This is a genomic window from Phenylobacterium sp. CCH9-H3, from assembly GCF_001557235.1.
Lineage (GTDB): Bacteria > Pseudomonadota > Alphaproteobacteria > Caulobacterales > Caulobacteraceae > Phenylobacterium.
The window spans coordinates 37,316-60,925 of the sequence record NZ_LSJI01000093.1; the positions used below are offsets into that span (position 1 = coordinate 37,316).

The following is a 23,610-nucleotide window of genomic DNA, read 5'->3' on the forward strand; positions in this document are numbered from 1 at the left end:
TTCGCCGCCTGATGGCGGTGGCGCGAACCCCGTCCGTTCGGATGGGTAGCTGGATGCACCCGGGGGGCCTCGCATATGCTGCTGAAATCCAATCTTCTTGCGTGGGCCTCGCCCGTCGCCGCGTTCGTCGCCCTGGCCGCGGCGCCGGCCGCGGCCCAGGACACGGTGGCGAACTTCGACATCGCCGCCCAGCCGATGCAGGGGGCGCTGAACGCGCTCTCGGCTCAGTCTGGGGTGCGGCTGCTGTACCCCTACGACCGGGTCTCGGGCCTGATCTCTCCGGCGGTGCGTGGGCGGATGGCGACCCGCTCGGCGCTGGGTCAGATCATCGCCGGCTCGCCGCTCCGGGTGGCCATGGCCCAGAAGGACCTGATCGCGCTTTCGGCGTCGGCGCCGCCCGCCTCGCTGATCCGGACGGCTTCGGCCGGTCCCGTCTATGCGACGGCGACCGCGCTGGCCGTGCAGGATGAGAGCGCCGGCGCGCCGGCCGCGCCGACGGCGCTGGACGAGCTGGTCGTCACGGGCGCCCGCGGCGCGCCGCGCACCGTGACCGACAGCCCGACGCCGATCGACGTGCTGAGCGCGGCGGACCTCGAGAAGACCGGCCGCGCCGGCGCCTTCCAGGCCCTGCAGACGCTGGTCCCGTCCTTCAACCTGCCGGCTCGCGCCGGCGGCGGTACGTCGACGGTGATCGCCACCGGCGGCCTGCGCGGCCTCAACCCGGACCAGACGCTGGTGCTGGTGAACGGCAAGCGCCGCCACAAGACCTCGCTGATCAACTCGGTGTCGTCGCTCTACAACGGCTCGGTCCCGGCGGACCTGGACCACATCCCGGTGCCGGCCATCGGGCGGATCGAGGTGCTGCGCGATGGCGCCGCGGCCCAGTACGGATCGGACGCCATCGCCGGCGTCATCAACATCATCCTGCGCGAGACCGAAGGCGGCTTCGTCAGCGGCAGTTTCGGCCAGAACTTCGACCGCAGCGACGGAGCGCTGTGGCAGTTCCAGGCCAACTACGGCTCCAGCATCGGGGAGCAGGGCTTCCTGAACCTGTCGCTGGCCAGCAAGAGCCAGGAGCTGTCGAACCGCGCCATTCCGGTGGCCTCGACGGTCCAACTCTACCCGCGCATCAACGGCCAGCCCGACCCGCGCGAGCTGACCGCCGACCGGCTGGTCACCAAGAACTCCGGCGTCCTGCCGCAGGAGAGCATCAGCTTCGGCTACAACGGCCGCTACGACCTGGACGGCGGCGTCCAGCTCTATTCGTTCGGCACGTTCAGCCGGCGTCTGTCCGATCTGCCCTTCACGTTCCGCTCGCCGAACAACGTCAACACCCTGCCCCAGATCTACCCGGAGGGCTTCCGCCCGAACCTGGTGATCCGCGAACGCGACTTCGAAGTCGCGCTCGGCGCCCGGGGCGAGCTCAGCGGCTGGTCGTGGGACGTCTCCACCACCTACGGCTACAACCGGGCGCGCGAGAACACCTCCAACACCCTGAACGCCAGCCTCGGGCCGACCAGCCCGACGGTCTTCTACGTGGGCCAGCTCAAATCGACCGAGTGGGTGAACTCGCTGGACGTGACCCGGCCGTTCGAGCTTGAGGGCGCCGGCCAGCTGCAGGTTTCCTTCGGCGCCCAGCACCGCCGCGAGACCTATTCGGTCGGCGCGGGCGAGCCGCTCAGCTACGCGGCGGGGACCTATGTGATCCCAGCGGGCCAACCGTTCGCCGGCCAGCGTCCGCAGACCGGCGCCCAGGCCACACCCGGCTTCCAGCCGTCCGACGCCAGCAAGTCGCACCGCAACAACTTCGCGGGCTATGTGGAGCTGGGTTGGGAGGCGAGCGACCGGCTCTTCCTGGGCGCCGCCGCGCGCTATGAGGACTATTCCGACAGCTCGGGCGACACTCTGGTCGGCAAGCTGAACGCCCGCTTCGAGCTGACCGACTGGCTGGCCGTCCGCGGCGCGGTCTCCACCGGCTTCCGGGCCCCCGGCCTGGCGCAGCAGAACTACGCCGCCAGCTCCAGCCAGTTCCGACTCGTGAACGGCGTCCTCGACCTGCTGCAGATCAAGACCTTGCCGGTGGGCTCGCCCGAAGCCATCGCCCTGGGCGCCGAGCCGTTGAAGCCCGAGGAGTCCACCAACTACAGCGTCGGCCTGACGCTGGAGCCGATGTCGAACCTGGCGATCACCGTCGACGCCTACCGCATCGAGGTGGACAAGCGGATCGCCATCACCAGCACCCTGACCGGGACCGCCGTCTCGAACATCCTGATCGCCAATGGCCTGCCGGGCTCGCTGAGCGCCCAGTACTACACCAACGCCATCGACACGCGGACGGATGGCGTCGACATCGTGGCCACCTACCGCGCAGACCTGGGCGACTGGGGCAGCCTGCGGGCTACCGCGGGCTACAACTGGAACGACACGGACATCACCGGGATCATCCCGAACCCGCCGGAGCTCAGCGCGCTGGGTCCGACGTTCGTGCTCTTCGACCGGTTGAGCCAGGGCTACCTGACCCGGGCGTTCCCGAAGGACAAGATCGCGCTGTCGGCCACCTGGACCTGGAACGACCTGACCCTCAACGGCCGCGCCACCCGGTTCGGCAAGTACTTCATCCAGCAGAACGCCGTCGCCAACGACCGGGCCTACGGCGCCGAATGGATCGTCGACCTGGAGCTCGCCTACAAGCTGCCCTACCGCGTGACCGTGGCGGTGGGGGCCAACAATCTGTTCAACAACTACCCGGACGCCAACGGCATCTTCAACGCCAACACCGGCGCAGGCCAGTATCCCGGCACCTCGCCGATCGGCTTCACCGGCGGGTCCTACTACGGAAGGGTTCAATGGGAATTCTGAAGCCGCTCATCGCCGCGGGCCTGGCTGCCGGCGTCCTCGCCGCGCCGGCGTTGTCGGTCGCGGCGCCCCGGGGCGAGATCCTGTTCGACAGCTACGGGGTCCCGCACATCTACGGAAAGGACGAGGCCGCGGTCTTCTACGGCTTCGGCTACGCCACGGCGAAGAACCATGGGAACGTGGTCGTGAAGCTGTACGGCCAGGCTCGTGGCCGCGCCGCCGAATACTGGGGACCGGCCGAGATCGAGTCCGACAAGTGGGTGATCGCCAACGGCGTCTACGAGCGCGCCAAGGCCTGGTACGCCCAGGAGCCGGCCAGCTTCCGCGCCAACCTCGACGCCTTCGCCGAGGGAATGAACGCCTACGCCAAGGCCCACCCGGACAAGCTCGATCCGTCGATGCTCCAGGTCTTCCCGATCACTGGCGTGGACGTCATGGCGCACGGCCACCGGCTGATGAACTACGTCTATGTGGCGCCCCAGGGCCGGACCATGGGAGCCAACGCCGACGCCGGCTCGAACGCCTGGGCGGTGATGCCCAAGAAGTCGGCCAGCGGGAACACCATGCTGCTGGCCAACCCACACCTGCCGTGGGCGCCCAGCCAGCTCACCTATTTCGAGGCCGACCTGAACGGGCCGGGCTTCAAGATGTATGGCGCGACCCAGGTGGGACTGCCCGTCCTGCGCTTCGCCTTCAACGACCGGATGGGCTTCACCAACACGGTCAACGGCGTGCTGGGCGCCACGAATTATGAGCTGAAGCTGGCGGACGGCGGCTATCTGTTCGACGGCAAGGTGCGGCCCTTCGAGACCCGGACCGCCAGCCTCAAGGTCCGACAGCCGGACGGCACGCTCGCGACCCAGACCCTGGAGCTGCGTTCATCCGTCCACGGCCCGGTCTTCGCCCGCGCGGACGGCAAGACGGTGGCGGTGAAGGTGGCCGGCCTCGATCGCCCCGGCGGCCTTCGCCAGTACTGGGACATGGGCAAGTCGAAGAGCTTCGCCGAATACCAGTCGGTCATGAAGCGCCTGCAGGTGCCCTCCTTCAACATCGTCTACGGCGACAAGGAAGGGCACGTTCAGTACCTCTACAACGGCATCCTGCCCAAGCACCCGGATGGCAACGTCGCCAAGTGGGCTGGGCTGGTTCCCGGCGATACCTCCGCCACCCTGTGGACCGAGACGCATCCTTACGAGGACCTGCCCAAGGTCATCGATCCGCCCAGCGGCTACGTCCAGAACTCCAACGACCCGCCCTGGGTGTCGACCTGGCCCCAGGCGATCCACGCCAAGGACTATCCCGCCTACATGGCCAACAACGGGCCGATGTCGCTGCGCGCGCAGCACTCGTCCCACCTGATGGCCGATTCGCCGAAGATCACCTTCGACGACTTCGTGGCGCGCAAGCTGAGCGACCACGTGCTGATGACCGACCGGGTCCTGGACGAACTCCTCGCCGCCGCGGCGCAGAGCAGCGATCCGGAGGTGCTGGAGGCCGCGGCGGTGCTCAAGGCCTGGGACCGCACCGTGACCGCCGACGCCAAGGGCGCCCTGCTGTTCGAAGCCTGGGCCCGTAAGTTCGCCGGTCCCACCTACATCAGCGACGCCAACTACCGGGTCCGCTGGGATCCCGAGAAGCCCATCGACACGCCCTATGGCCTCAAGGACCCGGCCCAGGCGGTGGCGATGCTGAAGGCGGCCGTGCAGGAGGCCAAGGCCAGCTACGGCGCCATCGACCGGCCGTTCGGCGAGGTCTCGCGCTTTGCCCTGGGCAAGGTGGACCTCCCCGGCAGCGGCGGCTTCGGCAACACCGGCGTCTTCCACGTGATGACCTGGAGCCCGCTCAAGGACGGCAAGCGCACGCCGGTCCATGGCGAGACCTGGATGTCGATGGTGGAATTCTCGACGCCCATCAAGGCCGTGGGCCTGATGAGCTACGGCAACTCGACCCAGCCCGGCTCGCCGCATCGCAGCGACCAGCTGGAACACCTGTCGAAGAAGACCTTCCGGACCCTGTGGACCACCCGCGCCGAGGTCGAGAAGCACGTGGAAGAGCGGGTCGCCTACTAGTTTCGCATCACCCTTCGAGAGGACGCCCAAGATGAACATGCGCGCGATCGTTGCAGGCCTGGCGGTGAGCGCCGCCCTGCTGGCCGCCCCGGCCCTGGCCCACCCCGTCGATGGCGCCTGGAAGGAGCAGCACAACGACACCCCCGGCATCACCACCCCGGCGAACTTCAAGCTGACGATCTGGATGAAGGTGGAGGGCGATACGCTCCACTATCACTCGGAAAACACGACCCAGCCGGACAAGCCCTACATCAGCGACCACGTCTCGACGCTGGACGGGAAGGTGGCGCCGTTCCCTAACCAGACCCGCTTCAACGAGATCTCGACCCTGCTGACCGAGCCGCATGAACTGCAGATCCTAAAGATGAAGGACGGTGACGTGATCGCCGGCGAATTCTGGACCTTCAGCAAGGACGGCAAGACGGCCGTGCGCCGGGGCATCGGCAAGAGCCCGGAAGGCAAGTCGCGCGCCTACCAGGAGCACTTCGTAAAGGTCACGGACGAGCCGAAGTACAAGAAGTAGCGGCGGCTCAGACCTCGGTCGCCCGGAAGATGCGGCGGCCGCCGGCGCCCACGGCGCAGAACCCATCCACGCAGCAGGCGGCGCGGCCCGACTCCACATAGGCCGCGTCGTGCCACCAGAGGCCGGGCGGCGCCGCGCGCGCCGCCATGCGCACCGGCGTCGCCTGGGCCGTCTTCATGCCCGCGAATGGCCCGAGGATCGTGGGCAGGTCGTACGCCTCGCCGTTCTTGATCACGTGGCGCACGGCGGCCGCGTCCTCGATCCGTGTCAGGGGATCACCCTCGGTCACGACCAGGTCGGCCAGCATTCCCGGCTTGATGACCCCCAGCGGCTGGTCGAGGAATTCGCCGGCGTAGCGGGTGGCGGTGGTGAGGGCCTCCACGGGCGTCATGCCGAACTTCACCATGGCCCGCAGGTTCATATGCAGGCTGATCCCGTTGAAATCGATCGGCGAGTCCGTGCCCGTCACCACGCGGCCGCCGCCTTTCAGGATCGCCCGGAGGTGGGCGACGTTGCGCTCGAGCGAGGCCAGGGGCGCGCTGACGTCGGCGGACCGCAGCTGGGCGGCCCGCTGCTGCAGCTTGGCGTATTCCCACGGCGGGTAGAGCGCCTTGGTCCGCGGATCGTCCACCAGCGAGCGGTCCTGGGCGTAGAGGACCGACGAGGTGAAGAGCGTCGGGGTACGCCGCGCGCCGCTGGCGGCGAACAGGGCCGTGACGTCTTCGTAGCTGACGCCCAGCTGGCTCACCGTACGCGAGTAGCCGGTGCGGCTGGTGGCGCCGATGTGCTCCATCCCGTCCAGGCCGAAGTTGAGCGCCGGGTAGTGGTAGTGCGAGGTGACCGGGATGCCCTCGGCGTGGGCCCAGGCCGTAATGTCCCGCTGCGCCTGCAGCGGCTGGCGGACATAGGACTTCAGCAGGTCGTAGCCCAGGGCCTTGGCCCGCGAGAGCTCCAGCTCCATCTGCCCCGGCTCGGTCACCGGGCGCATGAAGTTGTAGTAGATCCGGCCGCCGTCGATCGCCTCGCCGGTGGAGAAGTAGCGGGGCCCGAGCCGCAGGCCCGCGTCGATGGCCTCCCGGTCCTCGACCATGTGGTAGGCGGGCGAGCCCGGCGAGCGGGCCGTGGTGACGCCCAGGGACAGCCACAGGCGCCCCTCGCGGTCTCCGTAGCCGTAGCCCTGCATCTGGCGGTGGGCGTGCATCTCCACCAGGCCGGGGATCACGGTGGCGTCGCGGGCGTCGATGGTGCGGGCGTCGGCGACCGACACCCCGGCGGGCGCGAGCTCGGCAATGCGATTGTCCACAACGACGATGTCGACGTCCTTGCGGGCGCTCGCGTCCAGCCCGTCCCAGAGGCGGCCCGCGCGGATCACGAGGCGGCCCTTGGGCTTGGCCGTGGCCCAGGTGATCCCATGGGCGACGGTGCTCGGCGCCCCGCCCGCGGCGTCGATCAGCCGGAGCTCGCCGTTGCAGAGATAGAGGAGCTTGCGGCTGTCGCCGCTCCAGGTGGGGGCGTCGGTGACCTCGGCGTTGAGGGCCTTCGGCGGACCGGTCATGACGCCCCGGGCGTCCACCGGCGCCGTCCAGAGGCGGCTGGCGAATACGAAAGCCAGGCTCTTGCCATCGGGCGACCAGACGGGGCCGTCGTCGCCGCGCGTCCCCAGCGACTTGTGCGGGAACACCGGCTGGTAGGTCGCAGCCCCGGTGGCCACGTCGACCGTCAGGATCTCGCTCAGCCCCTCCCGGAAGCGGGCGGCGTAGGGCTTGAAGGCGGCGAGGGCCAGGGTCTTGCCGTCGGGGCTCCAGGTGGGCTTGCCGGGCTCCCAGATCGCGCCGAACACCTGCCGGATCTGGCCGCCGGCGACGTCGACCGTATGCTGCGAGCCGTTCTGGTCCAGGAAGGCGATGGTCTTGCCGTCCCGGGACCAGGCCGCCGAGACGGCCGCGTCCTTGTGCGTGGTCAGGCGGCGTTCGGCGCCGCTCGCCATGTCGCGCAGCCAGATGTCCAGCTTGCCGCCGCGGTCGGTGGAGTAGGCGAGGGTTTTTCCGTCGGGAGACCAGGCGGGGTCGCAGACCCAGAACCCGTCATCGACCAGCCGCCTCGCCTTGCCGCTGAGCGGCAGCAGCCACAGGGCGTTCAGCGCCCGGAACACGACCTGGGACCCGTCCGGCGACAGGGCCGGGCTGCCGATCCCCACGACCCGGCGCGCGCCCGCGCCGTCGTAGTCCCTCTGCCGCTTCCTGTAGTTCGGCCGGGTGACCGGAACCGACAGGCTGAAGGGGATGTCGCTGACCTGGCCCGCCGGGGTCCGGCGCCGGATCTTGCCGTCGGCGGCATAGACCATGTCGCCGTTGGGCAGCCAGGCCGGGCGGAACGGGAAGACGTCCTGCCCCGACACCAGCGGGCCATCCGGCCCGATCATCTCGGACCGGCCGTTGGCCAGCAGGGGATAGACGATCCCTGTGCCGTCCGGCGTGAAGGCCGGGCTGTGCAGCTCGACCGGGTTCATCCGGTCGGCCGACGCCTTGATTGTGGGCCCGACCGATCGGGTCCCGCCGGCGTCGACGATCTCGACCCTCGCCCGCTCCACCGCAAAGGCGATGCGCTGCCCGTCCGGCGACCAGGCGGGCTCGCAGGCCTGGCCGTCGGCCGTGGCCCACAGCCGGATGGCGCCGCTTGCCAGGTCCAGGACGTGGATGGCGTAGGCTCCGGTGCGGTCGGACGCGAAGGCGACCATCTTCCCGTCGGGCGAGAAGCGCGGCTCGCGGCAGTCGAACGGCCCCTCCGTGAGCTGCCGGAGCCCGGTCCCGTCGGCGCCGACCGTCCAGATCTGGAACGAGCCGTCGCGATAGGACTGGAACACCAGCCGCTTGCCGTCCGGCGACCAGTCGGGCTGGGCGCCGTCGGTGAGGTCGTCGGTGAGCCGCCGGGCCGGGCCGCCCGCGACCGGGATTGTCCAGATCACGCCATAGAGGTCGAACGCCAGGGTCCGGCCGTCCGGCGCGGCGGAGACGGCGATGTTCGTCCCCTCCGTGACCGTGACCTGGCGCACGACCGGCCGGTCCCTGGCCGCCGCCCCGACCGCCCCCGGCGAGGCCAGGGACGAGGCGGCGATCGCCGTTCCGCCCATCGACAGCAACCGCCGGCGATCCACGCCGCCGCGAGGTGATTTACGCATCGAACGCCCCCGGATCCCCACCGCCGCCTCAGAACTTCGCGATCACCTTGGCATAGTAGAACCCGCCGGCGATCCCGAAGGGCGAGAACTGGTTGAAGTAGGCGAATGGGCCCGTCGCCGCCCCGCGGTTCGCAGGCTGCACGATGTCGGGCAGCACATCGGTCAGATTGTTGGCGCCCAGCGAGATCCGCAGGTTCTCGTTGAGGTCGTAGGCGAGGTCCAGGTCGACGATCCCGGTGGGCGAGACCGTCTCGTCGAGGTTGGGGTTGGCCGAGTTGCGCTGGATCACCTTGCCGTAGCGGGTGATGCGCAGGTTGGCGGTGAACTTCTGGATCGTCCACTCCGCCGAGGCGATCTGCTTGTTGCGGGGCGTGCCGACCGTGAAGTTGCCGATCTGCCCGCGGCCCACCAGGACCAGGCCCGCCGCCGCCAGCATGGGCGGGGGCGGAGTGATGCGGTCGAACTTCGTCTTGTTGAAGTTCGCCGAGAGGGTCCATTTGACCGCGCCGTACTCCCCAAAGTCGGTGCGGTAGTCGATGACCGCGTCCAGGCCCCGGGTCGTCGTGTCCGCGGCATTGGCATAGTAGAACGCGGCCTGCCCGCCGGGCAGGCCGGCGGCGATCAGGGCTTGGCTGACCGCCGCATTGGGGCCGAGCTGCTCGCTCTGCAGGATGCGGTTGCGGATCTCGATCTCATAGACGTCGACCGTGGCGTTCAGGCCCGGCAGCGGCTGCATGACCAGGCCGACGGAATAGTTGGTCGATTTCTCCGGCTCCAGCGGCTTGGCGCCCAGCGCGATCGCGGCCGGGTTGTTGGTCGGCAGGATCTGGGAGGGGCCCAGCTGGGCGGGGCGGCCGGGCAGGGCGACGTTGATGGTGCTGGCCGATCCGTAGTGCTGCTGCTGCAGCGAAGGCGCCCGGAAGCCGGTGGAGGCGGTGGCGCGGATGGCGTAGCCCTCGATCGGCTCCCAGCGCAGCGACGCCTTGCCGGTCTCGGCGGTGCCGAAGTCGGAATAGTCCTCGTAGCGGCCGGCGAGCGAGATCTCGAAATTGTCGGTCAGGGCCTGTTCGATGTTGAGGTAGAGGCTCTTGTTGTTCCGCTTGAACGTACCGGCCGTGTTGGGCGGGAAGCCCGAGACGCCATTCGCGCCGCCGGCGATCGCGGCGGGGTTGGTGGCCAGCGGATGGCCCGCGGGATAGGTGAACGGGCCGGTGTCGTAGGATTCCGGCTGGCCCGCGGTGATGACGAACTCGCTCTCCCGGTACTCGGCGCCCGCCGCCACGAACATCGGCTTGGCGAGGCCGAAGTCGAACTCGCGGCTGATGTCGAAGTTGCTGGTCCATTCCTTGAAGGTCAGCGTGCCGAGGTAGAAGTAGGTGGGCGAGGCCGGGCCGTACGAGGCGTTCAGCGAGTTCTCGTAGTAGCCGACCTTGCTCCGCGCGAGTGACGTCGACAGGTCCCAGTCGAAACCGAGCAGGCCTGAGCCCTTGGCGCCGACCGCCGCCTGGTAGTCGCGATCCCTGAGGAACAGGCGGGGCGAGTAGCCGTCGGGATAGACCGTCGCGTTGTTGTTGAAGGCGTTGGGGGCGCGAAAGGTCAGCCAGGCGGCGGAGTTGCGGCTGGAGACGGTGCCGAAGCTGTAGAGCTTCACGGCCTCGCTCACGTCCCAGGCGGTGTTGTAGCCCAGCGAATAGAGCTGCGACGCCGGCGCGCCGGGGTGGGAGACGTGCCGGTCGATGGTCTGTTCGCGCGGGTCCGGAACGCCCGGCGCGATCGGGAAGTAGAGGTTGGCCGTCGCCGGCGTGTACTTGCCCCGGTCGACCAGGTTGGTGGTGCGCGCGTCCAGCGTCACGTTCAGGAAGGCGCGTTCGCCCAGGCCCATCCCGTAGTTCAGCGAGCCCTGCAGCGTCTCGCCATCCCCCTGCAGCGTCGTGCCCGCCAGGGCGGTGAACGAGCCGCCCTCGGCGTCGTCCTTGAGGATGATGTTGATCACGCCGGCCAGGGCGTCCGAGCCGTATTGCGCCGAGGCGCCGTCGCGCAGCACCTCGATCCGCTGGATCGCCGAGGAGGGGATCAGGTCGAGGTCCGGCGGCGACTGGCCGGCCTGGGTCGTGCCGTTGACGAACAGGATGGCCGTGTTGTGCCGCCGCTTGCCGTTGACCAGCACCAGCGTCTGGTCGCTGGCCAGGCCGCGCAGGGACACCGTCTTGATGGCGAAGCTGGCCCCGGCGCCCGAATTGGACGTGTTGGCCGAGGGCACGAGCGTGGAGATCAGGTCGCGGGTCGACTGCTTGCCGCTTTTCTCCAGCACCTCGGCGCTCAGCACGTCGATCGGCGCCAGGCTGGTGGTCACGGTCCGCGCGGTGGACCGCGTGCCGGTGACGATCAGTTCGTCGATGACGGAGGCTTCAGCGGCTGCCTCGGCCGCCGCCGCCGTATCCGCCACCGCAAGGGCGAGCCCCGAAATGCCCGCCAGCAGAAACGTCCTTGTGAATACCCGCACTCGCCCCGCTCCTCCGGTCAAAATCCTGACCCTCGCGGCGCTTCCCCCTGCGTAGTCCGGGTGTTGCTCCCCGGCTGTTCTTGCGAGGACGAGAGATGTGACTTTCGCATCCCGCAACATGGAAGATGAGGGTGGGGTCGCGGATCGAGTGGCGGTCCATAGATTGCATCAAATACAGGCTAAACGGGCCGACTTTAGAGCAAAACGCCAGGCGATTGGGCAATAGGCTCCGCAACGACTCACCATGATGAATTTTATACATGAGCGACGATTTGACGAATCTGATGAAAACTGAAATGACGCCGCAGTGTGGCGCCTTCACGCTGACGTGCATGGGGTCTTCTTGCCATGGTTGTGATCCTGGGGATTACTTCCTTTGCAAGGGTGGGGGCGGCGATGAGCAACAACTATGTGAATCTGCGCGGTCTGCTGTCGCGGGAGCCCGTGGCCGGGCGGCGGTGCGCCGAGCGCCTGCTGAAGATGCAGGCCTCGCTGCAGGACCTGCGCAAGCGCAAGAGCGACGACACGCTCCTGCTGGCGACCTGGAACATCAGGGATTTCGAATCCAACAAGTTCGGGTACGGGCCCCGGCTGCCGGAGACCTATTACTATCTGGCGGAGATCATCTCCTGCTTCGACCTCGTCGCGCTCCAAGAGGTGAACCGCGACCTCACCGGCCTGGAAAAGCTGATGCGGATCCTCGGCCGGGAGTGGGACTACATCGCCACCGACGCCACCGAAGGCTCCGGCGGCAATGACGAGCGGATGGCGTTCGTCTTCAACACCGAGAAGGTCTGGTTCCGGAAGATCGCGGGCGAAGTGGTGCTGCCCGAAGGCCAGATGGTCGTGGCGCAGAAGAAGGTGAAAACCCCCAGGGGCGCCGCCGCGCCGGTCGAGCCCACCGCTGCGGCCGCGGCCAAGGTCAAGGACCAGTACGAGGAGGTGAAGCAGCAGTTCGCCCGGACGCCGTTCCTGGTGGCCTTCCAGTCCGGCTGGTTCCGCTTCAGCCTCTGCACCGTCCACATCTACTACGGCGCTGACAGCGGCCAGAAGCTGAAGCAGCGCATCGCCGAGATCGAGCGGCTCGTGGAATTCTTCGCCAAGCGGCAGGACGACGACAACGACGCCGAGCGCGACGCCAGCGGCGCCGTCGAGAACTACATCGTGCTGGGCGACTTCAACGTCGTCAGCCCCAAGCACAAGACCATGGAGGCCCTGGTCAGCAACGGCTTCCAGGTCCCGAAACAGATCGACGGGGCCAAGGTCCGCAAGACCGGCGACCACTTCTACGACCAGATCGCCACCCGGGTGAAGGACCCGCGGTTCGAGTGCGTCGGCGGTGGCATGGTGGACATGTTCGCCGACGTCTTCCGGGAGGAGGATCTGCAGATCTACGACGCCTTCATGCCCGCCTCGGATCCAGAGGCGGATCCCCGGTTCCATGCCGACACCCGCGAGAAGCTGTTCCGCAAGTGGCGCACCTGGCAGATGTCGGATCACAGGCCGCTGTGGATCCAGATCCGGACCGACTTCGCCGACAAGTACCTGCAGGATCTGCTCGCTCCGCCCGGGCCCTAGCCGGCGGATGGTCCCCCTGCGGTTCCACCGCCGCGTTAGGCGAACAGCGCCTCGCACCCCGTACCGGCGAGAGCCGCGTCCGCTCGAGCGCGGTCCGGGGACGAGAGCGCCGCGTACTCTTCCCGCAGCCAGGCCAGGCACTTCGCCTGGTATGGGAACGGCTGTGACACCCACGGCTGGCCGTCGATCTCGGCCCGCACCTCGTCCTGACCCGCCTGGACGGCGCGCGCATTGGCCAGCAGCAAGGGCGCATAAGCACGGCCGGCCTCTCGCAGAAGGGCGGTGATCGTCGGCGGCAGGGCGTCGGCATCCGCCCAATCGGCTTCGGCGGGCTCCTCGCCGGTGAGGTCTTCCATCAACAGCACCCACGCGCAGAGCCGCGGAGCCCGGGCGTGGGTCAGCGCCATGGGCGTCGGGTCGAAATGGGCCAACTGGGTGAGCTGGCCATAGATGGCGAAGTCGGCCGCGGCGGGCCGTCCGCCGAGCAGGAAACGATGGTCGCGCAGATGCGCCTCCATCAGATCGACGAAGCGCACGTAGCCGGCCTCGATCACGGGTCCGGTCGTCGGGTTGGAGCCCACGTAGCGCAGCCTGGGGATCTGCCGTTCCGCCACGGCGCGGCCGGCGCCTTGCAGGATGTCGTCCGGCAGGCGCGCGCGCGTGAAAGCCGGCAGCACGGCCGAGGCCTTGGTGACGTCGGCGTCATAGGCCCACCGGTAGTGGAACATGGCCTTCGTCAGCCATTCGTCGCCGAAATCCTCAAGCAGCGCATCGATGAGGGCCAGGGCGGGATCGGGCGGTCGGACCTCTCGACCTGGGCGCTCCCGTTCCAGCCGTCGAAGGATTGGCGTGGAATCGGTCACGGCGATGCGTCCGCCGTCCGGACCTTCGAAGTAGAATGTCGGCAACAGCGGCACCTTCGGTCGCGGCAGGCCCGCGACATCGTGCGAGACTTGGACAAGGCTGTACGGGATATGCCGGTAGCGCAGCAGCGCGAGCATCTTCCGGGTGTAGGGGGATCCAGGAACCCCGCTCAGGAGTACGCGGCCGTCAGGCTTGTCCATATATCTCTCCGTTGACAGAGAAGCGCGGGCGATAAACCGTAATTCCGGTTCGCAATTGAGCATGACCCTTGTCACGCGGGCGAACAAGGCGAGACGGCGGGAGGCCGGCCCGGGCGTGCGCCGATTGGAAAGACCGTAGCGGGGGGCTAAACCGCTGGGTGAGCAGCGGAAGATGCAGATGCCGAAACCCAAGCCGCTGGACACCGGCGAGACCGACCCGACCTGGACGCGGCCGGCCTATCAGAACCGGAGCCGCGAACAGCGGGACCGGCTGCTGAAGGCGGGCGAGCGTGCGTTCGCCGCGGCGGGATTCTGGCAGACGCACATCACCGACATCGCCAAGCGCGCCGGCTGCTCGGTCGGCAGCTTCTATCGGCGGTTCGAGGACAAGGAGGCGTTCTTCCTCGCGCTCCAGGCCGACATGGCCACCCGCGCCGAGGCCAACATCGCCAGGTTTTTCGAGGATCCGGCGCGCAAGGACGAGACGCTGGAGGAACTGCTGCGGCGGCTGGCGGGCAATACCGCCCGCACCATGCGGGGGATCGAGGGCTACTACCGCGCCCTGTTCGAACTCAGCCTCCGCGGCCAGAACGTCTGGCCGCCCATGCGGCGGATCGAGGCGATCGAGGCCGAGTTCGTGGCGCAGCTGCTGACGGCGCGTGGGATCGCCGTCGACGAGCGGACGCGGCGGCGGGCCCAGCTCGCCATCCGGATGATGCACGGCCAGATCATCTCGGCCATGCTGCACGGGCCCGGCCCCTGGGCGGCGGACGATCCCGAGTTGCACGACGAGCTCAGCCTGATGCTGCTCCGCTATCTGGGCATCGACGGCGCGGCGGCCAGCCGGAAGGGATGATGCGCCGGCTCGGGCGACCGGGCGGCGGTGACAGGGAACCAGAACGGCTGTTCTGGTCTGGGGAGGAAGTTGATGGCTGCGCCCTACCGGATCTTTGGCTCGGAGATGTCGCCCTATTCCGTGAAGGTGCGATCGTACTTCCGCTTCAAGGGCGTTCCGCACGAGTGGATCCCGCGCAACGCGGACTCGGACGAAGCCTACAGGCGCTACGCCAAGCTGCCGATCGTGCCCACGGTGGCGACGCCGGAGGACGAGGGCCTGCAGGACTCGACCCCGATCCTCGAGACGATCGAAGCCCGGTTCCCGGAGCCGTCGATGCATCCGGCCGATCCGGCGCTCGCCTTCCTCTCCGCTCTCCTCGAGGAGTTCGGCGACGAGTGGGGCAACAAGCTGATGTTCCATCACCGCTGGTACGCCGACGTGGACCAGGCGGCCTCGGCCCAGACCCTGGCCCGCCTGAGCCTGCCGAACGGCACGGCCGAGCAGGTGGCGGAACGGACAAAGCTCGTCCGCGAGCGCATGACCGGGCGCGGCCACTTCGTCGGCTCCAGCGAAGCGAACGCGCCGCTGATCACCGCCTACTATCTGGAGCTTCTTGACCTCCTGGAGCCGCACCTGGCCGCGCGGAAGTATCTCTTCGGCGCGCGCCCTGCGTTCGGGGATTTCGGGCTGTCGGCGCAACTCTACGAATGTTCGGTCGACCCCACCTGCGGCGGCATGATCCGGGCCCGCGGGCCGGCCGTGCTGGACTGGTGCCATCGCATGCTGGAGCCGCGCGTCGACGGGGCGTTCGAGGACTGGGAGAGCCTGAAGCCGACGATGGCGCCGCTGCTCGCCTACGTGGGCCGCTACTTCCTGCCGTGGTCCACGGCCAACGCGGCCGCCCTGATGGCGGGGGATCCGGAGTTCACCATCGAACTGGCCGGGGCGCCCTATACCCAACCGCCGCAGAAGTACCACGCCAAGTCGCTGGCCGCCCTCCGGGCCCGCTATGCGCCGCTGGCCGGGAATGCGGAGCTCGCCGCGATCCTGCGCGAGGCGAACGGCCTGCCGTTCCTGCGCCCCGCCTAGGCGCGGCCGGCCGGGGCGGGCTATCAAGGCGGCATGGCGCGTGAAACTCTCCAGGCGGGCGGCCTGCGGCTGGACTTCGATCCGGACCTCGGCGGCGCGATCCTGTCGCTCACCCACGAGGGGGAGGACCTGCTGCGCCCCACGCCCGACGGCGCCACCGACGTGCTGGAGACGGCTTGCTTCCCGCTCGTGCCCTACGCCAACCGCATCGCCGACGGCCGCTTCACCTTCGCCGGCCGGACCGCCGCGCTCAGCCGGAACATGGCCGGCCAGGCCCATCCGCTGCACGGCGACGGCTGGCGTGGGGCCTGGCAGGTGGAGGCGAAAGGCGCGGACTTCGTCACCCTGGTCTTCGAGCCCGCGGCGACCGAGTGGCCTTGGCGCTATCGGGCCCGCCAGACGTTCCGGCTGACGCCCGATGGTTCGACCTTCGAGATGAATGTTCTGAATGGGGCGGACACGCCGGGGCCGTTCGGCGTGGGGTTCCATCCCTACTTCCCGCACAGCGCGACGGCGCGCCTGACGGCCCGGACGACCGGTGTCTGGCAGGCTTCCGCCGACCTGCTGCCGACCGAGCTCGTGGCCGCCGCGCCGTGGGCGGATGGGGCGCCGGTGCGCAGCGAGCGTCTTGTGGACCACTGCCACACCGGCTGGACCGGTCCCGCGCGGATCGACCTGGGTCCCGGCCGGCCGAGCCTTGAGGTCACCGCCACCTCGGAGCTGGGTTGCCTGCATGTCTTCGCGCCGCCGGCGGAGGACTTCTTCTGCGTCGAGCCGGTCAGCCACGCCCCGAACGCCCTGAACATGATCGATCCGGCGGCGCACGGCATGCGGGTGCTGTCCCCTGGCGAGAACCTGTCGGCCTGGATGCGTATCGCTCTAATGTGAGCGCTAACATTTCTGCTTGAAAGGTCTGACCACCTCCGGCACAACGTCACGCATGCGGCGGCGCAAGACCGCCTGAGGAGACGTAAGGAGGGCGTGTGGCGGCGAGGTCGCGAAGGCAGGTGCTGTCGCTCGGCGCGGCCGCGCTCGTGGCGCTCGCGCTGGTTAGCCCGGCGTCGGCCGCCGAGGCCCGCTTCGACTGGTTCGAGTATCGCGGCCATGATCCTGCCGGCGTCACGCCGCTGAAGCCCGGCGAGTACCGCAACCCGATCCTGCGCGGCTTTTATCCTGATCCTAGCCTCACGCGGGTTGGCGACGACTTCTATCTCGTCACCTCGACCTTTGCCTATTTCCCGGGCCTGCCGGTGTTCCATAGCCGCGACCTGGTGAACTGGACCCAGATCGGCAACGCGATCGACCGGCCGGACCAGCTGGATTTCAAGGACCTCGGCCTCTCCCGCGGGGTGTTCGCCCCGACCATCAGCCACCGGGACGGGACGTTCTACATCCTGAACACCTGCGTCGACTGCGGCGGCAACTACCTGATCACCGCGAAGGATCCGTCCGGGCCATGGTCAGACCCGATCTGGATCAAGGACGTTGACGGCATCGATCCCTCGTTCTTCTTCGACGAGGATGGACGAACCTGGCTGCTCAACAACGGTCCGCCGGAAGGCGCGCCGCTCTACCCCGGCCACCGCGCCATCTGGATCCAGGAATTCGACCTCGCCGCCCGCAAGCCCATCGGCCCGCGCAAGGTGCTGGTGAACGGCGGCGTCGATCTCTCGACCAAGCCGATCTGGATCGAGGGGCCCCACATCTTCAAGCGGGGCGGCTGGTACTATCTGAGCTGCGCGGAGGGCGGCACGGCGGAGGGCCACTCGCAGGTGATCCTGCGCAGCCGGAACGTGCTGGGTCCCTATGAGCCGTGGTCCGGAAATCCGATCCTGACCCAGCGCGGCCTGCCCCGCGGCCGGCCGCACCCGATCACCTCCGCCGGCCATGCCCAGCTGGTGCAAACGGCCAAGGGTGAGTGGTGGGCCAGTTTCCTGGCGACCCAGCCGTACGCCGGCGACTTCTACAACACCGGCCGTGAAACCTTCCTGTTGCCGGTCAAGTGGACGGACGACGGCTGGCCCGTGATCCTGCCGTCCGGCCAGGCGATCCCACGCACGCATCGGCGGCCGGACCTGCCGCCGGCGCCGGCCGGGACGCCGCCCGAGAGGGAGGAGTTCGACGGCAAGGCGCTGGGGCCAGAGTGGATGACGATCCGCAATCCGCGCGGGCCCTGGTATCGCCTCGACGCCGGAACGCTGGTGCTGGAGGGCGCCGAACCCCTGGGCGGTTCCGGCCATCCCGCCTATGCCGGCCGTCGCCAGCAGCACGTGAACGCCGAGGCGGCGACGCGCGTGCGGTTCACGCCGGCGCGCGGGGGCGATCGCGCCGGGCTGGTCGCCCTGCAGAGCCCTGACTTCTTCTACGCCCTGACGGTTGGGCGAGAGGGCGGGGCCATGGTCGTCGCCCTGGAGCGTCGCGCCGGACCCAAGGCGCCGGTGAACGGCGAGGTCGTCGCCACTGCGCCCGTTCCGGCCGGCCAGCCGGTCGAGCTCAAGATCACGGCGCGCGGCGGCCGCTACGACTTCGCCTACGCCCTGGCGCCCGGCCGCTGGACCACGCTCGCCGCCGACCAGGACGGCACGATCCTTTCCACCAAGACGGCCGGCGGCTTCGTCGGCGCGACCTTCGGGCTCTATGCCTACAGCCCGGCCCGGCCGGACGGAGACTGACATGACGACCCTGACCCGCCGCCGCTTCGGCGCCAGCCTCGCCGTCCTGGCCAGCCCGCTTGCGGCGCCTGCCGCCCACGCGCAGGGGCGGCCGCTCTACAAGGATCCCAAGACGCCGATCCCGGCCCGCGTCGACGACCTTCTCGGTCGCATGACGCTGGAGGAGAAGGTCGCCCAGATGGTCGGCATCTGGCTGAACAAGGAACAGATCCAGACGGCCGAGGCCGAGTTCTCGCCGGAAGCCGCGTCCAAGGCCTTCCCGCATGGCCTGGGTCAGATCTCGCGCCCCTCCGACCGCCGCGGCGCCAAGGCGGGCGCCTTCGCCGGCGCCGAACCCGGGACGGTCAACCGCACGCCCGCCGAGACTGCCCGCTACATCAACGCCGCCCAGAAATGGGCGATGGAGAAGACCCGCCTGGGGATCCCGCTGCTGATGCACGACGAAGCGCTGCACGGCTATGTGGCCCGCGAGTCCACCAGCTTCCCGCAGGCGATCGCCCTGGCTTCCACCTGGGATCCGGAGACGGTCGAGAAGGTCTTCGCGATCACCGCCCGCGAGATGCGGCTGCGCGGCTCCAACATCGCGCTGGCGCCGGTGGTGGACGTGGCGCGCGACCCCCGCTGGGGCCGGATCGAGGAGACCTATGGCGAGGATCCCCACCTCTGCGCCGAGATCGGCCTGGCCGCCATCCGAGGGTTCCAGGGACGCACCCTGCCGCTGGCCAAGGACAAGGTGTTCGTCACGCTGAAGCACATGACGGGGCACGGCCAGCCGGAGAGCGGGACCAACATCGGCCCGGCCCAGATCTCGGAACGGACCCTGCGGGAGAACTTCTTCCCGCCCTTCGAGCGCGCGGTGAAGGAGGCCAACGTCCGCGCGGTGATGCCGTCGTACAACGAGATCGACGGGGTTCCCTCGCACGCCAACCGCTGGCTGCTGCACGACGTGCTGCGCGAAGAGTGGGGCTTCCAGGGCGCCACCCTGAGCGACTACTTCGCGATCCGCGAGATGGTCACCCGCCACAAGATGTACGAGACGCTGGACGATGCGGCGGTGGCGGCGATCAAGGCGGGCGTCGACGTCGAGCTGCCCGATGGCGAGGCCTACAACCGCCTGCCGGAGCTGGTGCGGGCCGGCCGGATCAGCCAGGCTGAGATCGACGCCGCCGTGCGCCGGGTCCTGACGCTGAAGTTCGAGGGCGGCTTCTTCGAGAACCCCTACGGCGACCTGAAGAACGCCGACCGGCTGACCGCCGCGCCCGACGCCATCGCCCTGGCCCGGCAGGCCGCCGCCAAGGCCATGGTGCTGCTCAAGAACGACAAGGGCCTGCTGCCGCTGGACGCCGGCAAGGTCGGCCGTCTGGCCGTGCTGGGCACGCATGCCCGCGACACGCCGATCGGCGGCTACAGCGACATCCCCCGCAAGGTGGTGAGCGTGCTGGAGGGCCTGCAGGCCGAGGCCAAGGGCCGGTTCCAGGTCGACTACGCCGAGGCGGTCCGCATCACCGAGAGCCGGGTCTGGGCCGCCGACGAGGTCAAGCTGGTCGATCCCGCGGTGAACGCCCGGCTGATCGCCGAGGCCGTGGAGGTCGCCAGGAAGGCCGACGTGGTGCTGATGGTGCTGGGCGACAACGAACAGACCAGCCGCGAGGCCTGGGCCGATAACCACCTGGGCGACCGCGACAGCCTGGACCTGATCGGACAGCAGAACGACCTGGCTCAGGCGATCTTCGCCCTGGGCAAGCCCACGATTGTGCTGCTGCTCAACGGGCGGCCCCTGTCGGTGACCTTGTTGGCCGAGAAGGCCGACGCCCTGATCGAGGGCTGGTACCTGGGGCAGGAGACGGGCCACGCGGTGGCCGACGTCCTGTTCGGCCGGGTCAATCCGGGCGGCAAGCTGCCGGTGACCATCGCCCGCAACGCCGGTCAGCTGCCGGTGCTCTACAACGCCAAGCCCAGCGCCCGCCGCGGCTACCTCTTCGCCGACGCGGCCCCGCTCTATCCCTTCGGCTTCGGCCTCTCCTACACGACCTTCGAGATCGGAACGCCCCGGCCCGCGCGCGCCACCATCGGCGCCGGCGAAAGCGTGCGGATCGAGGTGGATGTGACGAACACGGGCGCGCGGGCGGGCGACGAGGTGGTGCAGATCTACCTGCGCGACGAGGCCGCGTCGGTGACCCGGCCGGTGAAGGAACTGAAGGCGTTCCGGCGCGTGACCCTGGCGCCCGGCGAGAAGCGCACCGTGGCGTTCGAGCTGACGCCGGCCGACCTCGCCATCTGGAACATCGACATGAAGCGGGTTGTGGAGCCGGGCAAGTTCACGGTGATGGCCGGCGGCGACAGCCGCGACGTCAAGTCGGCGTCGTTCACCGTGACCTAGGTCGAGCCAGCAGCGCCGGGCTCAGTCCTGGTCCCAGGATCGGTCCCGCGGCTTCCGCGGCGCCAATAGGCCGGGGTAGGGCGCCTTGCCGATGCGGTACTCGCACCAGACGTCGCCCTTCGGGCACTCGAAGGTCTTGTCGAACACCTTCTTGAGCTTGGGACTGACGACCGGGTAGGTCGGCGCCGTCTCCGCGCCCTTGGCCAGCGCCTCGTCGCAGGCGGCCCGCTCGGCCTTGGTCAGGGCGAGGAGGTCCGCGGTTCGGCATCCAAGCTTCGCCCGCAACGCCGCGCGGGTCCCATCGGGCTCCGGCGCGTCGGAGGGACGGACCCGCCAATCCAGGCTGGGTGTTGCGCTCGCCGTGGGCGCCGCGAGGCGGTTGGCCGGAGCCTTGGGGCCCGGGCTGGCCGCAAGGCTCGGCGATGACGGCGCCCGGGGCTCCGCCTTGGATGGCGGCGGCAGCTCCAGAAGCGTGACCTGGATGGCGCGGGGCTCGGGCGTCTGCGGCGCCGTCCTGGCGATCAGAAGGGCGGCCAGCAGCGCGTGGAGAGCCGCTGCGACGACGAGCGCCAAGGATCGATGCGAAGGCGAGCGTTTTCGCAAGGAGACGTCCCCACGCGGCGCCGGTTCGCCCGCGGGGAAGGGGTTAGGTCTGCAGTGCGGCCGGGATGTTGCCGCTGTGTATCGGCGGCGGCGAAATCATAGGCCGCGTCGGGGGCTCCACGTCAGATCGCCACCCGTTTGGCCACCTGGCTGCGGCGCGCCTTGCTCTCCTGCTGAGCCTTCTCCAGCGCCTCGGTCTCGGTGGCGTGGAGGAGATGCTCGATCACGCGCTCCAGGTGGTCGCGCATGGCCTGGCGAGCCTCGGCGGGATCGTGCGCCTTCAGGGCGTCGAGCACGCGCCGGTGCTCCTCTATCCGCGGCTCCAGGCCGCCGCCGCGCGCGCGGCTCAGGATCGCGCGGGCCAGGGGCGAGCGGTTGCGCAGCTCCCACAGGTTCTCGACCGTGGCGATGATCGCCCCGTTCCCGGTCGAGCGGGCGATCACCATGTGGAATTCCTTGTCCGCGTCCTCGCCCTTGAGCTCGTCCTGGTCGGCCATCAGGCCCAGCAGGCGCTCCAGTTCGGCGATCGCCTCCTCGTCGATGGTGGCGGCCGCCAGAGCGCACGCCTCGCCCTCGAACAGGCGCCGCGCCTCGATCAGTTCGAAGGCGCCGATCTCGACGTCGTAGGCCGAGGCGGTGAGGGGCATCTGGGCGCGGGTGACATAGATGCCGAGGCCGTGGCGCGCCTCGATCATGCCCAGCATCTCGAGCGCGATCAGCGCCTCGCGCAGGGTGGGCCGGCTGACGCCGTACTGATCGGCCAGTTCGCGCTCGGTGGGCAGGCGCTCGCCGACCTTGTACGTCCCCGCCTCGATCTCGGCGGCAATGGAGTCGGCGAGACGCCGGTAGAGCTTGCCGCTGACGGCCATGGACTCCTGACGCATATCTGCTGCGCGTCCACTGGGACGCCGGGCGTTCGATACCATGAGTCAGGACCGCTTGCCGAACCTGCGCCTCACCAGTCGTGCATCGTCCCGTCCTGCAGCCGCGCCACGGGCAGGTAGGCGCGGCGGTAGGGGAACTTCGCCGCCGCCGCCTCGTCGATGTCGACCCCCAGGCCCGGCGACTCGCCGGGGTGCAGCTGGCCGTCGGCGAAGGCATAGGCGTGCGGGAACACCGGGTCCGTCTCGGCGGTGTGGCGCATGTACTCCTGGACCCCGAAGTTCGGGATCGACAGGTCCACATGCAGCGCCGCCGCCATCGACACCGGCGACAGGTCGGTGGCGCCGTGGCAGCCCGTCCGCACGCCGTGGAGGTCGGCGAAGGCCGCGATCCGCCGCAGGTGGGTGATGCCGCCGGCGTGGGTGACGGTGGCGCGGATGTAGTCGATTAGCTGGTTCTCGATCAGGGCCTTGCAGTCCCAGATCGAGTTGAAGATCTCGCCCACCGCGATGGGCGTGGTCGTGTGCTGGCGGATCAGGCGGAAGGCGTCCTGGTTCTCGGCCGGCGTCGGGTCCTCGATCCAGAAGGGGCGATAGGGCTCCAGGTCCTTGCCCAGGCGCGCCGCCTCGATGGGCTTCAGCCGGTGGTGGACGTCGTGGAGAAGGTGGATATCCCAGCCCAGCGCCTCGCGCGCCGCGGCGAAGAGTTCGGGCACGACCGGAAGGTAGCGCTCGGTGGACCAGACGGTTTCGGTGGGCAGGTCGGCGTCGGCGGGCTCGTAGAAGAACTTGTCCTTCGAGACGCCGTACGTACCCTTCATGCCCGGCACGCCGGTCTGCAGGCGCACCGCCCGGTATCCCGCCGCCTGATATTCGCGCGCGCGGGCGATGGTGTCGTCTACCGTTTCGCCATTGGCGTGGCCGTAGACCATGACGCCGCTACGGCTGGCCCCGCCCAGCAGCTGATAGACCGGCAGGCCGGCCAGCTTTCCCTTGATGTCCCACAGGGCCATGTCCACGGCGGCGATCGACGTCATGGTCACGGGCCCGCGGCGCCAGTAGGCGCCCTTGTAGAGATACTGCCAGATGTCCTCGATCCGGTGCGCGTCGCGGCCGATCAGGCAGGGGATCACGTGGTCGTCCAGATAGCTCTTCACCGACAGCTCGCGGCCGTTCAGCGTCGCATCGCCCACGCCCGTGACCCCGTCGGAGGTCTCGATCTTGAGCGTGACGAAGTTCCGTCCCGGGCAGGTGACGATCGTCTTGGCGGCGGTGATCTTGGGCATGGAGGCCTTTCGCGGACGCTTCTGCCTAGGCTGCGACAGAGGGGTTGTCAACGAGGTGGTCTGACCAATAGAACGCTAATGTCTCGACCA

At 69.1% G+C, this 23,610-nt stretch carries 15 protein-coding genes; 9 read left to right on the top strand and 6 right to left on the bottom strand.

Translation table 11 applies throughout. The features are described 5' to 3' along the window. Positions 1–75 precede the first annotated feature (75 nt). Genes AX721_RS08365 through AX721_RS08375 form a run of 3 tightly spaced genes read left to right on the top strand, consistent with a single transcriptional unit; the run spans position 76 to position 5,448 of the window. Entirely contained in the window at positions 76–2,859 is a 2,784-nt protein-coding gene (locus tag AX721_RS08365; protein ID WP_068875556.1) for a TonB-dependent siderophore receptor, read from the top strand. Beyond that, entirely contained in the window at positions 2,847–4,925 is a 2,079-nt protein-coding gene (locus AX721_RS08370) for a penicillin acylase family protein (RefSeq protein WP_068875557.1), read from the top strand. The genes AX721_RS08365 and AX721_RS08370 overlap by 13 nt, the downstream gene beginning before the upstream one ends. 31 nt (positions 4,926–4,956) lie before the next feature. Beyond that, on the top strand, positions 4,957–5,448 hold the full coding sequence (locus tag AX721_RS08375; RefSeq protein ID WP_068875558.1) for a hypothetical protein: 492 nt from the start codon (positions 4,957–4,959) through the stop codon (positions 5,446–5,448). Positions 5,449–5,455: 7 nt separating this feature from the next. On the opposite strand, the gene AX721_RS08380 is transcribed toward AX721_RS08375, so the two are convergent. Next, on the bottom strand, positions 5,456–8,626 hold the full coding sequence (locus AX721_RS08380) for an amidohydrolase family protein (RefSeq protein ID WP_068875559.1): 3,171 nt from the start codon (positions 8,624–8,626) through the stop codon (positions 5,456–5,458). Between the two features lie 28 nt (positions 8,627–8,654). Next, on the bottom strand, positions 8,655–11,129 hold the full coding sequence (locus tag AX721_RS08385) for a TonB-dependent siderophore receptor (RefSeq protein WP_068875560.1): 2,475 nt from the start codon (positions 11,127–11,129) through the stop codon (positions 8,655–8,657). Positions 11,130–11,525: 396 nt separating this feature from the next. Between AX721_RS08385 and AX721_RS08390 the strand changes: the two genes are divergently transcribed. After that, complete coding sequence (locus AX721_RS08390; RefSeq protein WP_068875561.1) at positions 11,526–12,707, top strand: endonuclease/exonuclease/phosphatase family protein; 1,182 nt, start codon at positions 11,526–11,528, stop codon at positions 12,705–12,707. Between the two features lie 35 nt (positions 12,708–12,742). On the opposite strand, the gene AX721_RS08395 is transcribed toward AX721_RS08390, so the two are convergent. Further along, positions 12,743–13,771: a glutathione S-transferase family protein gene (locus AX721_RS08395; RefSeq protein WP_068875562.1), complete on the bottom strand. Its 1,029-nt coding sequence runs from the start codon at positions 13,769–13,771 to the stop codon at positions 12,743–12,745. A gap of 178 nt (positions 13,772–13,949) precedes the next feature. Here AX721_RS08395 and AX721_RS08400 point away from each other — a divergent pair, with 178 nt between their 5' ends. The 5 genes from AX721_RS08400 to AX721_RS08420 all read left to right on the top strand — a co-directional run bounded on the left by AX721_RS08400 (position 13,950) and on the right by AX721_RS08420 (position 20,750). Beyond that, positions 13,950–14,627 (top strand): TetR/AcrR family transcriptional regulator, encoded by a 678-nt coding sequence (locus tag AX721_RS08400; RefSeq protein WP_068875563.1) that lies wholly within the window; start codon positions 13,950–13,952, stop codon positions 14,625–14,627. A gap of 72 nt (positions 14,628–14,699) precedes the next feature. Next, entirely contained in the window at positions 14,700–15,698 is a 999-nt protein-coding gene (locus AX721_RS08405) for a glutathione S-transferase family protein (RefSeq protein WP_068875564.1), read from the top strand. Positions 15,699–15,731: 33 nt separating this feature from the next. Continuing rightward, on the top strand, positions 15,732–16,586 hold the full coding sequence (locus AX721_RS08410; RefSeq protein ID WP_068875565.1) for an aldose 1-epimerase: 855 nt from the start codon (positions 15,732–15,734) through the stop codon (positions 16,584–16,586). Between the two features lie 95 nt (positions 16,587–16,681). Next, complete coding sequence (locus tag AX721_RS08415) at positions 16,682–18,370, top strand: glycoside hydrolase family 43 protein (RefSeq protein WP_231733318.1); 1,689 nt, start codon at positions 16,682–16,684, stop codon at positions 18,368–18,370. 1 nt (position 18,371) lies between these two features. Further along, complete coding sequence (locus tag AX721_RS08420) at positions 18,372–20,750, top strand: glycoside hydrolase family 3 N-terminal domain-containing protein (protein WP_068875566.1); 2,379 nt, start codon at positions 18,372–18,374, stop codon at positions 20,748–20,750. A gap of 21 nt (positions 20,751–20,771) precedes the next feature. Here AX721_RS08420 and AX721_RS08425 read toward each other — a convergent pair whose 3' ends face one another. From AX721_RS08425 to manD, 3 genes are all read right to left on the bottom strand, one after another. Further along, positions 20,772–21,323 carry a hypothetical protein gene (locus AX721_RS08425; RefSeq protein WP_068875567.1) on the bottom strand — a complete coding sequence of 184 codons (552 nt, stop codon included), beginning with the start codon at positions 21,321–21,323 and terminating at the stop codon, positions 20,772–20,774. 152 nt (positions 21,324–21,475) lie between these two features. Beyond that, a complete protein-coding gene (locus tag AX721_RS08430; protein WP_068875568.1) occupies positions 21,476–22,222 on the bottom strand; it encodes a FadR/GntR family transcriptional regulator in 747 nt (248 codons plus the stop codon). Between the two features lie 86 nt (positions 22,223–22,308). Further along, a complete protein-coding gene (manD, locus tag AX721_RS08435; RefSeq protein ID WP_068875569.1) occupies positions 22,309–23,520 on the bottom strand; it encodes a D-mannonate dehydratase ManD in 1,212 nt (403 codons plus the stop codon). Positions 23,521–23,610 lie beyond the last annotated feature (90 nt).